The sequence below is a fragment of the Bacillus sp. MBGLi79 genome (assembly GCF_002953915.1).
Genome location: NZ_CP026521.1, coordinates 1,310,882 through 1,322,236 on the forward strand (window position 1 = coordinate 1,310,882; position 11,355 = coordinate 1,322,236).

Genomic DNA, 11,355 nt, shown 5'->3' on the forward strand with positions numbered 1-11,355 from the left:
CTGATATGGCAAAGCAGACTGCCGGAATATGTGAGCTGTGCGGCCGGAGCGATGTCCAGCTGACAGAGCACCATCTCACACCGAAAGAAGAAGGCGGAACGTTTTTGCCGACAGCGATGCTCTGTATTCCTTGCCATAAACAAATTCATGCCTTATATACCAATCAAGAGATCGCTGTACGCTTAAACGGAATAGAAAAGCTCAGAAGCGATCCAGAGCTTGCCCGGTTTGTCAAATGGATCAGAAAACAGCCGCCTGAGAAGCTGATCAAAACAAAGAAATCAAATGAACGAAAAAAGAAAAAATGACTAAAAAGCAGCCCTCTCTTTGCAGAGCGGCTGCTTTTATCCGTTTCCAACCATATCCTGATCGTTGACATCGGGGTCTATATAATTTGTCGCGTTGACTGCGTTATTTAATAGAAGGAAATCTCCCGTGTTTCCTGCTCCCGAACCGAGCGCAGATTTTGAAGAGCTTTTCGGAGAAAGGTAAAAGGAATCACCAAAGTTTACGACTCCGCCCGATATGGAATTGATAGCTATAGGCCCGACAATTGCTGGCATAAACGACACCCTTTATCGAAGTCTCTGTTTATTATATGTTCTTGGCGGGCGATTGTGAGCGCGGAGACTGAATCTGTCTGATATGTTTGATTCTTGCATCACCGCGGATAAAAGAAGCTGAACCAGCATGTAAAACAGAAGAGGCGGACACCCCTTGAATTTTGATGCTGCGAACATAAATAGCCGGCACCTCGTGGCAAAATGCGCTTTGTACACCTGTTTCGGGAATCGGCTTCACTGCCTGCTGCTGAAAGATCTGGTACTCCTTTTTGTTAAATGAGCCTTCATTATTGTAAAACGTGGACAGAGAACGCTGAACAGCAAATACTTTTACACTCATATCGATTTCATTTGTGTCGCCAACTTGAAACACACTTGCGATCCCGAGGGAATTAAACTTAACTAGTCTGATGCGTGATATGCGTTTAAGCATTATTCTGGCGCAAGCGGAACAAACGGCCCGATAATAAGAGATTCAGGCGGTGTATCAAAAATAGAAGACAGGTAGATGGATTCAGTGTCTCCGATGTGGAAAACGGAGGAACTGGACACACCGTTCATCCGGATGTCCCCGACTTCCAAGCTGCGGTTGATGACTGTAAAGATCATGCTTGCTCATCTCCTTTCATTTCTGATGGAATATGCTCCAGAAAGTGTTCTACAGCGCGGATGACATCACGCTTCACATGCTCAGCGATATGTTCTGCATATTGTGCAGGCGGTGTATTTTCTTCTTTTTTGATATGGGACATATAATAGTGAATCCGGCTGTCCATTTGTTTTCTGATGTCTTCAATAACATGATGTCTGTTTGTATCGTCAAGTCTGCTGTCATATTGGTTTTCAAGCTGTTCCAAAATATCTGGGATTTCCTCGGTTAAGTACATGTCGACATTCTGGCGGATTTGCTGCATGAGCTGAGCGCTCTCTTCCTGCTGCATCATCCCGATTTGCGGTGTCGACTGGCTGACGTCAAAGTTTTGGACGCTGTTCGGGTCAGTCGGATTTAAGCCGATATTCAAAGTCCCGTCGAGCCTTTCGATTTTCAACTGATCAAATTTATACTCCACACGCTCAATGGTAGTGGCCGGCCGCTGTTTCATCGTATTCATTTCAGTTTGAATCTCTTTCAGCTGACGTTCGAGCTGCTGAATGTGAATCGCCTGCTGCTGAACGAAGGAATTCAAGTTTTGCAGGTAAGAGGAAACAGATTGATCATACATGTTCTTTCACCTCTTTCATATGATTAACGGCCAGGAGGCTGGAGCGGGACCAATGAACCTGTAGAAGGCCCCTGTAATTCAACTGGCTGCCCCGCGGAGGCTACCTCAGGTGCGGCCTCTACGTAACTTCCTGTATTATACAAATTTGACAGAGACTTGATTGATCCGGCGCTCCCAATTTGCAGAATGGAGGAGTTGCTGATTGATTCCAGCCGGAGATAGTTGATTTGAATGGTTTGATTAATATAGAAGTTCATGAGCCTCACTCCTTTTACGCATTGGCCACGATCGGCTGATCAACCGCATCATTGTCATACACATTCGTCGCGTTTTGATAATTCATCACCTTGAGGCTGTCGCCAGTATTAAAGCTGCCAGCACCGGCAAACGTTCTGACCTGAGCCTGAGGAGAAATCGTAATGCAGTCCCCGATGTGAACGACTCCGCTCGTACCAATCGCATTAATTTTAAACGCTCCGACAATGGCTGGCATACGAGCACATCCTTTGTTGAAAAATTTAAAAAAGACAAGTAAAGTGAAAATACAATTCTGATTTCACTTGGGCTATTCACGATAGCTTATGACAAACGCACATATGTGTGAGAGAAATTTAAAGGGGACATATCGGCTCTTGGTGAAAGCGTTTTATTTTTTCAGGCCGTTATGTTTTGTGTATAAGTTGAGCGGACATGCGGCTAAGGATGCCGCGATCCGCCTATGGTTATTTTGGTTTGTTTCTTTGGTGTTTTTGCGTGTAGAAATGCTTTTTGGAGTATGTCGTGCTGCGGTATACGATTGTTGGGCGGGCACATTCTCGCCCTGAGGTATATCCCAGAAGTGCTGAGCAAAAAGCGGAGTCACATGTGGTGTATTCGAATCGTTATCGAAAATGGTTTACATACGGGAGTTTTCAAGATATCCCGAAAACATCATTTCTTCTTTTATCCGGGTATTCAGCAGGATATCCAGCTCTTGGCTGCATTGAATCGTTTCCTTTGAATTCATGCCGTATTTTTGTGCTGTTTCAATTAGTGTGATTCTCATTTCTTCAATTTTACAGTTCATTACGCTATCTCCAATTCTAGATTTTATTTTGATATAAATACAGGATATCGTTAGTATAACCTATTTTGGCTGAAAAGGTTGCCTTTCGTCAATTTGACTAAAAAAGCGACATTTTTTGCTGCGGCTTTTTTGAAGGAGAAAGGACTATAGTCTTGCTAAGTGTGCTTGTAAAAAGTCCTGCCGTTCCTCAATTTCTCTAAGTATGTTTGTCTGCTCCTTTTCGATCTGAAAGGGGATTTTTTTTAGAAAAGGATCATCATCAGCTCTTTGACAAATGTCAAGATGCCATTCGCTGATGAAAGGAGACAATCGTTCAATAGTAAACGACCGGTTCAGCACGTTTTTCATTAATGTGTGATATTGCGAACGGAAGGCGGGAATGGAAAGAAGCCTTGACGAAAGCGTCTCTCCTTTTGCCAGAAGCGGGTCCTCATCATACCTTCCTTGAAAGGCAAGTGATCTTGTCTCTATCGGAGAAACGTAAATCCGGCTGGATTCATTTAAACAAAATGTGTAATAAAAGCCTTGATTGGTGCAGGCATTGCCAATCAGCCACAAAAAAAACAGCTTGACATCCAGATACAATTTAATGCGTTCGGCCAATTCGTCATCTCCAGCTGTGCGGATCAGTATAAAAAATTCATGCAAGAATGCGGAAGAATCATCGTTAAAAACCGACACTGGAACCCTTGGATCGGAGGTCTTCACTCCGTAACTCGTTCTACCGACTGGCTGATGGTTCTTGATGTTCAAATAAATGCCTTCAGGCTGGCCATTGATGGTCAGGAAGCTGTACGAGGCAACGGGAGCAGGGACGCCGATCTGGTCAAAAAAACAATAGGCGAGTCTGCGCCGCATCAGGGACGGATCATCCTGTTCCGCGTTCAAAAAAAGTGTCCTTTCACCAAGCAGAGACCTTTCCCAGCTGATTTCATAGGATGCCTTTTCCGCTCTGTCACGCTGTGTGAGAAGAATGGGAGAAACAGACCGGTCTGTTACGAAAAGCCCCTTGGCAGTACCTTTCCTTTTCAGCTGCTCCCGGTGAAAAAATAAATGTACGCTTTCCATATTCTTTCCTCCTTCTCAAAACGACATTTGTATGATATGAACAGCAAGCCCGTCCTGAAACGAAATGAAAACGAATATGAGAAAAAGGGATTTCAGCATTCGACAGAGAATACATGAAGGAGCATTCTGATTTAAAAGATGATGGAGGAATAACATGAAATTTGCGACAGGGGAACTTTACAACCGAATGTTTGTCGGCCTGATCATTGATGATGAGAAAATTATGGATTTGCAAAAGGCTGAAAAAAAACTGTTTGAACTTGAGACGATTCCGGGATCGCTGATTGAATGTATCGCAGAAGGGGATAAATTCGTTGCGCATGCAAGGCAGCTGGCCGAGTGGGCGAAGAAACCGAATGATGAGCTTGGATCATTTATGTATACATTATCTGAGGTGAAGCTCCATGCACCCATTCCGAAGCCATCAAAAAATATCATCTGCATCGGCAAAAACTACCGGGATCACGCGATTGAAATGGGAAGTGAGGCTGATATTCCGGAGCATCCGATGGTATTTACTAAATCGCCGGTAACGGTTACGGGGCATGGTGATATCGTCAAGGGACATGAAGAGGTCACCTCCCAGCTTGATTATGAAGGAGAACTTGCTGTCGTGATCGGAAAAAGCGGGACCCGCATTTCAAAAGAAGACGCATATGACCATGTTTTCGGATATACGATTGTGAATGATATCACGGCGCGTGATCTGCAAAAAAGGCATAAGCAGTTTTTTATCGGAAAAAGCCTGGATACGACATGTCCGATGGGACCCGTGCTTGTACATAAATCATCGATTCAGGAGCCGGAGCGCCTCAAGGTTGAAACAAGAGTCAACGGTGAGCTGCGCCAATCCGGTTCAGCAAGCGATATGATCTTTTCCATTCCGGAATTAATTGAAACCCTCTCAAAGGGGATGACGCTTGAAGCGGGAGACATCATTGCCACCGGTACCCCGTCTGGTGTCGGCAAGGGGTTTACGCCCCCAAAATTTTTGCGGTCAGGTGACAAAATTGATATTACAATCGACCCGATCGGAAAGCTGTCAAACCAAATCGGCTGAATAAAACTGGAGGGCGGACCTGAACCCGCCCATTTTTTCTGACAATCTTCTTTGTGGCAGAGGACATGTTCATGGTACTATAAGTGGGGTAATTTATCTGATAGGGGGAACATATATGACACACCTACATATTACAACATGGGTAGTGGCGCTGATTCTGCTTTTCGTCAGCTACTCGCTCTATTCTTCAGGAAGTGCGAAGGGCGCAAAAATCACTCATATGATTCTGCGGTTATTCTATATCCTTATTATTCTGACAGGAGCTGAGCTGTTTGTCCGTTTTGCCAACTGGAACGGGGAATATGCCGGCAAAATGATTCTGGGCATTATCACCATCGGACTGATGGAAATGCTCCTCATCCGCAAGAAAAAAGAAAAATCAACAGGAGGCCTGTGGATCGGCTTTGTCATTGTTCTTGTGCTGACAGTGCTGCTTGGTCTGCATTTGCCAATCGGTTTTCAATTATTTTAATCGAAAATCCCGTGAACCCGGCTCTTTGATAGAGTTGGGTTTTTTTATAATTATCCCCTTATATACCAAATCATTTAAAATAACCTTAAAATTCCCTGTAAGCGGTATCTCGTCCTATGAAATTATGATACCTTCAAGGAGATTCATTATTTTGCAGGAGGGATATCATGAAACGTAGAAAATTCAGCTCGTTTGTGGCGGCAGTGCTTATTTTTGCACTGATTTTCAGCCTGTTTTCTCCGGGAACCAAAGCCGCAGCGGCCGGAGCGATTGATCAGGCGGCTGCTCTGGAAAACGGCAAAGAGCAGACAGGCGCCATGAAGGAGCCGGAACAGGTGAAATGGTACAAAGTGACTCCGGGAAAGACGGATATTCAGAAAAACTCTCATATGGCACTGACCGTAAAGAGTGATTCAGTACTGAATGTATCTGTATATCCAAGTAAGGAAAAAGCGCTTAAAGATGAAACGTTTGAGATGTACCGATCTTTCACAGCGGAGGATGGAAAAAGCGAAATCATTTTTCCATACGCGTGGAGCGGCCCTTACTATGTAAAAGTTGAATACCTCGGAGAAGAAGAACCGGAGGACGGCGGAACAGCAAAAGCAGCTGCAGAAGCCAAGTATACGATTGGGTATAAAGGCACCAAAAAACAGCCATCAGATTTAGAAGAGGAAGAAGCTTGTCCGGTTGAAATGAGTGTCGATCAGAAGAAATCTGGAAAAGGCATTCTGGATAAGCTGAGAGCGATTCGGGATGAGCAGCTGAGCCAAACAGCAGAAGGCAAAGAACTGACAAGCCTTTATTACAAAGCAGCACCGTTTATCGTTGCAAAGCTCGCACTCAATAAAACAGCAAGAAATGAAATCTATCAGGATCTTGTGACATTAAAGCCGTTATTTGACGATGTGTCAGAAAACGGAACGTCATCTTCATATAAGGTCACTGAAAAGGATCAAAAAGCGATCAATCGGCTATATGACAAAGCTTTACAGTCGGTACCATCTTTCCTTAAAGAGGAAATAAAGAAACAGGCGGATCGATTAAATATTAAGCAGCTGCAAGGCAAAACAGCAGGAACAATTTTAACTGAAAACAATATTGCAGCAAAAAGTGAAGTTCAGACAACAAAGGTTATTTTCAAGGTGAAGGATAATAAAAGCCTCTCATCCGTACATAACGAAATGAAGGGCTTTTCTGCAAGCGCACAATCGAAAAAAGACATTTCTAATGTGAAAAAGGCAAAGAAACTGTTTGACAATCTATATTCATTTGAACTGCCAAAAGATGAGAAACAGAACGGCACATATACGGCAAGCGCCAAACGGGTCAAAAGCGCTGCCACGACATTATCCAAGATGTCTAACGTAGAATTTGCGGAGCCTGTTCAGGAATACAAGAGCCTGGCAAACGATATTCAATATCCTTACCAATGGCCGCTTAAAAACACTGGTGAAAACGGCGGTGTCAAAAACGCGGATGTAAAATACGAGCCTGCCAGCACATTGCTGTCCAAGCGCAAGCTTAACGATACACTCATTGCAGTAGTAGACACAGGCGTTGACAGCACGCTTGCCGATTTAAAAGGAAAAGTAAGAACCGATCTCGGACGCAATTTTGTCGGACGGAATAACAACGCAATGGATGATCAGGGGCATGGAACGCATGTCGCCGGCATTATCGCTGCCCAAAGCGATAACGGCTACTCAATGACTGGATTGAACGCCAAAGCGAAAATTATCCCTGTCAAAGTGCTTGATTCCACGGGTTCCGGAGATACTGAACAAATCGCACTCGGCATCAAATATGCTGCTGACAAAGGAGCAAAGGTAATTAATTTAAGTTTAGGCGGAGGCTACAGCCGCGTGCTTGAATTTGCTTTGAAATACGCAGCTGACAAAAATGTCTTGATTGCCGCAGCCAGCGGGAATGACGGAGCCAATTCTTTATCTTATCCTGCATCTTCTAAATATGTGATGTCAGTCGGCGCCACAAACCGCATGGATATGACCGCGGATTTTTCTAACTATGGAAAAGGCCTGGACATCTCTGCTCCAGGGTCTGATATCCCGAGCTTAGTGCCGAACGGAAATGTCACATATATGAGCGGAACATCCATGGCGACGCCATATGCTGCCGCTGCTGCGGGACTGCTGTTTGCTCAAAATCCTAAGCTGAAAAGAACAGAAGTAGAGGATATGTTGAAAAAGACTGCAGATGATATTTCCTTTGAAAGTGTCGATGGCGAAGAAGAAGAGTTATATGACGATTATGGCGATCCGATTGAAATTCCAAAGACACCTGGAGTAGACTGGCACTCAGGCTACGGGCGCCTGAATGTCATGAAGGCTGTCAGCGCAGCTGATTTACAGCTCAAGGTCAACAAGCTGGAAAGCACTCAAACAGCTGTCAGAGGAAACGCAAAGGAAGGCACGCTGATCGAGGTGATGAACGGCAAAAAGAAACTCGGCAGCGCCAAAGCCGGAAAAGACAATGCGTTCAAGGTTAATATCGCGACTCAAAAACAGGATCAAGTACTGTATGTGAAAGCAACAAAAGGCGATGCGAAAACATCGTATAAAGTTGTTGTCGTCAAAGGAAAACCTTCTGGCACACCGAAAGTAAACGCGGTCAAATCGAAGGATACGGCAGTAAAAGGGAAGGCGAACAGCAAAGCGATGATCAGAGTGAAAAACAAATCAAAGAAAGTCATTGCTTCTGCCAAGGCTGACGCAAAAGGAGCGTTTTCGGTGAAAATCAAAAAACAAAAAGCCGGAACGGTGCTGTATGTCACGGCTGCGGATACAGATAAAAAAGAAAGCAAGGAAGCAAAAGTTGTCGTAGAAAAGTAACCAAAAAGCGGTGCTCGATGCACCGCTTTTTTTATTTGCGTCCCCGTTGGACTGCTGAATACATGATGGATCGCTTTCCGTTTGAAGCCGTCCATTCAAACCGGTCTCCTGTCCCTTCGCTGCTGTAGTGATGCTGCATCGCGCATTGGGCGGTATCATTTGAAAAGTGATAAAAGGACACACCCTGCTCCTCCGAAGTATTTGAAAAGACTCCTTTATTATAAGAAAAGACGCAATCGAATACCGATAAGCCGAAGCTGTGCAAGTGCTGCAGAAATGCGAGAAAGGTTTCGTCGTCAAGCGAATCCAAAAGAGCCATAAGCGGCCGCTTGACTGATTTCTCATAGCGGATGCGTTCTCCACCGGCAAGGGAGATGTTTTCTTCACCGCATGCCAGAACCAATTGATCCTGAAAGCCGGCTTGCTCCCACTTTCCTTTATGATGAACCCAGATTGGGCTATGTTGGAGACTGTCTGCCAAAAGTATATCACCTTCCCCGTTTTCGATTAAACAGATGCCGTCTTCGATGAGGATGGTGCCGTATTCCCATTTTCGTTCCTCTGTATATATCAATTGTTTCCGTTTCATGCATGCTGTCTCCTTTTTCTTCATTCCTCTCTTTTCTTTCCAATTCAAGCCTGTCCCATACAACTCTTTTATGGACAAATCAACTATCTGCCTATAGATGCATAAACTTACTAAGGTGCTGAAAGAAACGAAATTGTTACGATAGAAACGGGATTGGAGCTGATATCACATGTGTGGAATTACGGGTTGGGTCGATTTTAAAAAGCAGCTCGTCCAGGAAAAACAAACGATGAACAGAATGACAGACACTCTTTCCAAACGAGGGCCTGATGATTCTAACGTTTGGGGAGAGCACCATGTTTTATTCGGACATAAAAGACTTGCTGTTGTTGATATTGAAGGCGGACGCCAGCCGATGGCGTGCACCTATAAAGGCGATACGTACACCATTATTTACAATGGCGAGCTGTATAACACGGAAGATTTGCGCAAAGAATTGCGGGCTCGGGGCCATCAATTCGAGCGTACGTCAGATACCGAGGTGCTTCTTCACAGCTACATTGAATGGCAGGAAGACTGTGTGGACCATCTCAATGGCATATTCGCTTTTGCTGTGTGGGATGAAAAGCGCAATCTGCTGTTTGCCGCAAGAGACCGTCTCGGCGTAAAGCCGTTTTTTTACACGAAGGAAGGCTCTTCATTTCTCTTCGGGTCAGAAATCAAAGCGATCCTCGCACACCCTGATATAAAAGCGCGAGTGGACAGAACGGGACTTTCTGAAATTTTCGGGCTTGGACCGTCCAGAACCCCGGGCACTGGCGTATTTAAAGGCATAAAAGAAATCCGTCCAGCTCACGCGCTGACGTTTTCCAAAGACGGGCTTAAAATTTGGCGTTATTGGAATGTTGAAAGCGAAAGACATACGGACAGTTTTGATGACACGGTTGCCAATGTCAGATCATTGTTTCAAGACGCGGTGACACGGCAGCTTGTGTCGGATGTGCCGGTTTGTACATTCCTATCAGGCGGTCTGGACTCAAGCGCGATTACAGCGATTGCGGCGGGCCATTTTGAAAAGGAAGGAAAAGCACCGCTTCATACTTATTCAATTGATTACGAAGAGAACGATAAATTTTTTCAAGCAAGCGCTTTTCAGCCGAATGATGACGGGCCATGGATTGAAAAAATGACAGAGGCTTTCGGCACAACGCACCACAAATGTGTCATCAGCCAAAAGGATCTCGTTGATCACTTGGAGGAAGCTGTACTGGTCAAAGACTTGCCGGGAATGGCGGATGTCGACTCATCCCTGCTGTGGTTTTGCCGGGAAATCAAAAAGGACTTTGTCGTCAGCCTGTCGGGAGAGTGCGCGGATGAGATTTTCGGCGGGTATCCGTGGTTTCATATGGCTGACGTCGAGTCAGGCTTTCCATGGATGAGGTCGACAGAGGAGCGGATCAAGCTGCTTTCTGACTCATGGCAGAAAAAATTGAATCTGAAAGAATACGTAAATGCCAAATACGAAGAAACCTTGGCGGAAACGCCATTATTAGATGGAGAAACGGGTGTGGATAAAGCAAGAAGACAGCTGTTCTATTTAAATATGCTTTGGTTTATGACGAACCTTTTGGATCGGAAGGATCGCATGAGCATGGGTGCGAGCCTGGAAGTGCGGGTGCCGTTCGCCGATCACCGGCTTGTGGAATATGTTTGGAATATTCCGTGGGAAATGAAAATGCATGACAACCGGGAAAAAGGCATTTTGCGCAAAGCGCTCGAGGGCATTTTGCCTGATGACATTCTGTATCGCAAAAAAAGCCCGTATCCGAAAACGCACCACCCGGAATATACAAAAGGCGTCAGCGAATGGCTGAAAACGATCAGAAGCCAAAAGGATTCTGTACTCCATACCTTGCTGGACAGAAAACAATTAGATCAGCTTTTAGAAACGGAAGGTTCCTCCTTCAAGGTTCCGTGGTTCGGACAGCTTATGAAAGGGCCTCAGCTGATCGCCCATCTAGCCCAAATTCATACATGGTTTGAAGCGTATCGCATTGATATTGACGAGAGGTAGGTTCAATGCAGATGTGATTAAAAGCCAGAGATGTATAGATTTAAATAAGAAGGATAGATGAGCAGGGAAATATATGCTCTATCTATCCTTTTTTGTACAACAGCACTATCGAATTGCCCCCGCATTCCTTCAATAAGAATGAATAGGTTTTAATGTTCTGCCGATAAAACTAGCTGATACCGGGCTTAACTTTAATTCCCTAGCCCATACAGAAAGTTGACCAATATGGTGAATTTCGTGAGCGATGATATGGTGTAATATTTCATCTCGCGTATATAAAACACCTGTCTCCCAAGGAACGCTTACAAGTTCATCTTTTATTTGATCTGAATGTGTTTGTAAAACATCAATTATTTCAGTTCGGAATGTATTTGAGATAGATTTCACTTTATTGAGTGTTTGATAATCAGCGAACTGAACAGCGATATCTTCTTTTCCTTGGATAGCA

At 44.6% G+C, this 11,355-nt stretch carries 15 protein-coding genes; 5 read left to right on the forward strand and 10 right to left on the reverse strand.

The features are described from left to right. The first annotated feature begins 5 nt into the window (after positions 1 to 5). A complete protein-coding gene (hlpB, locus tag C1T29_RS06530) occupies positions 6 to 308 on the forward strand; it encodes an HNH nuclease-like protein HlpB (protein WP_014663462.1) in 303 nt (100 codons plus the stop codon). A 36-nt stretch (positions 309 to 344) separates the two neighbouring features. Here the strand turns inward: hlpB and C1T29_RS06535 are convergent, their stop codons facing one another. From C1T29_RS06535 to C1T29_RS06570, 8 genes are all read right to left on the reverse strand, one after another. Continuing rightward, positions 345 to 563, reverse strand: coding sequence for a spore germination protein (locus C1T29_RS06535; protein ID WP_003233096.1), 219 nt, complete (start codon positions 561 to 563; stop codon positions 345 to 347). 31 nt (positions 564 to 594) lie between these two features. Continuing rightward, complete coding sequence (locus C1T29_RS06540; protein WP_103748933.1) at positions 595 to 996, reverse strand: spore germination protein GerPE; 402 nt, start codon at positions 994 to 996, stop codon at positions 595 to 597. Beyond that, entirely contained in the window at positions 996 to 1,172 is a 177-nt protein-coding gene (gerPD, locus tag C1T29_RS06545) for a spore germination protein GerPD (RefSeq protein WP_095432668.1), read from the reverse strand. The genes C1T29_RS06540 and gerPD overlap by 1 nt, the downstream gene beginning before the upstream one ends. Further along, positions 1,169 to 1,786 carry a spore germination protein GerPC gene (locus C1T29_RS06550; protein WP_003245548.1) on the reverse strand — a complete coding sequence of 206 codons (618 nt, stop codon included), beginning with the start codon at positions 1,784 to 1,786 and terminating at the stop codon, positions 1,169 to 1,171. The genes gerPD and C1T29_RS06550 overlap by 4 nt, the downstream gene beginning before the upstream one ends. Before the next feature lie 23 nt (positions 1,787 to 1,809). Next, on the reverse strand, positions 1,810 to 2,043 hold the full coding sequence (locus C1T29_RS06555) for a spore germination protein GerPB (protein ID WP_015483061.1): 234 nt from the start codon (positions 2,041 to 2,043) through the stop codon (positions 1,810 to 1,812). A 14-nt stretch (positions 2,044 to 2,057) separates the two neighbouring features. Beyond that, positions 2,058 to 2,279, reverse strand: a complete 222-nt coding sequence (locus C1T29_RS06560) for a spore germination protein (RefSeq protein WP_003233088.1) — start codon at positions 2,277 to 2,279, stop codon at positions 2,058 to 2,060. Positions 2,280 to 2,681: 402 nt separating this feature from the next. Further along, positions 2,682 to 2,852 carry an aspartyl-phosphate phosphatase Spo0E family protein gene (locus C1T29_RS06565; RefSeq protein ID WP_014663466.1) on the reverse strand — a complete coding sequence of 57 codons (171 nt, stop codon included), beginning with the start codon at positions 2,850 to 2,852 and terminating at the stop codon, positions 2,682 to 2,684. 144 nt (positions 2,853 to 2,996) lie between these two features. Continuing rightward, positions 2,997 to 3,920 carry a CotH kinase family protein gene (locus C1T29_RS06570; protein WP_103748931.1) on the reverse strand — a complete coding sequence of 308 codons (924 nt, stop codon included), beginning with the start codon at positions 3,918 to 3,920 and terminating at the stop codon, positions 2,997 to 2,999. Between the two features lie 154 nt (positions 3,921 to 4,074). Here C1T29_RS06570 and C1T29_RS06575 point away from each other — a divergent pair, with 154 nt between their 5' ends. The 3 genes from C1T29_RS06575 to wprA all read left to right on the forward strand — a co-directional run bounded on the left by C1T29_RS06575 (position 4,075) and on the right by wprA (position 8,304). Beyond that, positions 4,075 to 4,980, forward strand: a complete 906-nt coding sequence (locus C1T29_RS06575; protein ID WP_095432665.1) for a fumarylacetoacetate hydrolase family protein — start codon at positions 4,075 to 4,077, stop codon at positions 4,978 to 4,980. Between the two features lie 115 nt (positions 4,981 to 5,095). Then, positions 5,096 to 5,452, forward strand: a complete 357-nt coding sequence (locus tag C1T29_RS06580) for a YisL family protein (protein ID WP_014663470.1) — start codon at positions 5,096 to 5,098, stop codon at positions 5,450 to 5,452. Positions 5,453 to 5,619: 167 nt separating this feature from the next. Further along, positions 5,620 to 8,304: a cell wall-associated protease WprA gene (gene wprA / locus C1T29_RS06585; protein ID WP_095432664.1), complete on the forward strand. Its 2,685-nt coding sequence runs from the start codon at positions 5,620 to 5,622 to the stop codon at positions 8,302 to 8,304. Positions 8,305 to 8,335: 31 nt separating this feature from the next. Here wprA and C1T29_RS06590 read toward each other — a convergent pair whose 3' ends face one another. Next, on the reverse strand, positions 8,336 to 8,917 hold the full coding sequence (locus tag C1T29_RS06590; RefSeq protein WP_080478319.1) for a DUF2777 domain-containing protein: 582 nt from the start codon (positions 8,915 to 8,917) through the stop codon (positions 8,336 to 8,338). A gap of 145 nt (positions 8,918 to 9,062) precedes the next feature. Between C1T29_RS06590 and asnB the strand changes: the two genes are divergently transcribed. Then, entirely contained in the window at positions 9,063 to 10,907 is a 1,845-nt protein-coding gene (asnB, locus tag C1T29_RS06595; protein ID WP_095432663.1) for an asparagine synthase (glutamine-hydrolyzing), read from the forward strand. 129 nt (positions 10,908 to 11,036) lie between these two features. On the opposite strand, the gene C1T29_RS24720 is transcribed toward asnB, so the two are convergent. Beyond that, a partial coding sequence (locus C1T29_RS24720; protein ID WP_231516547.1) for a DinB family protein occupies positions 11,037 to 11,355 on the reverse strand: 319 nt, incomplete at its 5' end.

Coding starts and splice junctions, on each gene's coding strand:
- wprA (WP_095432664.1), top strand. CDS start 5,620: ATGAAACGTAGAAAATTCAGCTCGTTTGTGGCGGCAGTGCTTATTTTT.
- C1T29_RS06580 (WP_014663470.1), top strand. CDS start 5,096: ATGACACACCTACATATTACAACATGGGTAGTGGCGCTGATTCTGCTT.
- C1T29_RS06575 (WP_095432665.1), top strand. CDS start 4,075: ATGAAATTTGCGACAGGGGAACTTTACAACCGAATGTTTGTCGGCCTG.
- C1T29_RS06560 (WP_003233088.1), bottom strand. CDS start 2,279: ATGCCAGCCATTGTCGGAGCGTTTAAAATTAATGCGATTGGTACGAGC.
- C1T29_RS06550 (WP_003245548.1), bottom strand. CDS start 1,786: ATGTATGATCAATCTGTTTCCTCTTACCTGCAAAACTTGAATTCCTTC.
- hlpB (WP_014663462.1), top strand. CDS start 6: ATGGCAAAGCAGACTGCCGGAATATGTGAGCTGTGCGGCCGGAGCGAT.
- C1T29_RS06570 (WP_103748931.1), bottom strand. CDS start 3,920: ATGGAAAGCGTACATTTATTTTTTCACCGGGAGCAGCTGAAAAGGAAA.
- C1T29_RS06535 (WP_003233096.1), bottom strand. CDS start 563: ATGCCAGCAATTGTCGGGCCTATAGCTATCAATTCCATATCGGGCGGA.
- asnB (WP_095432663.1), top strand. CDS start 9,063: ATGTGTGGAATTACGGGTTGGGTCGATTTTAAAAAGCAGCTCGTCCAG.
- gerPD (WP_095432668.1), bottom strand. CDS start 1,172: ATGATCTTTACAGTCATCAACCGCAGCTTGGAAGTCGGGGACATCCGG.
- C1T29_RS06555 (WP_015483061.1), bottom strand. CDS start 2,043: ATGAACTTCTATATTAATCAAACCATTCAAATCAACTATCTCCGGCTG.
- C1T29_RS06540 (WP_103748933.1), bottom strand. CDS start 996: ATGCTTAAACGCATATCACGCATCAGACTAGTTAAGTTTAATTCCCTC.
- C1T29_RS06590 (WP_080478319.1), bottom strand. CDS start 8,917: ATGAAGAAAAAGGAGACAGCATGCATGAAACGGAAACAATTGATATAT.
- C1T29_RS06565 (WP_014663466.1), bottom strand. CDS start 2,852: ATGAACTGTAAAATTGAAGAAATGAGAATCACACTAATTGAAACAGCA.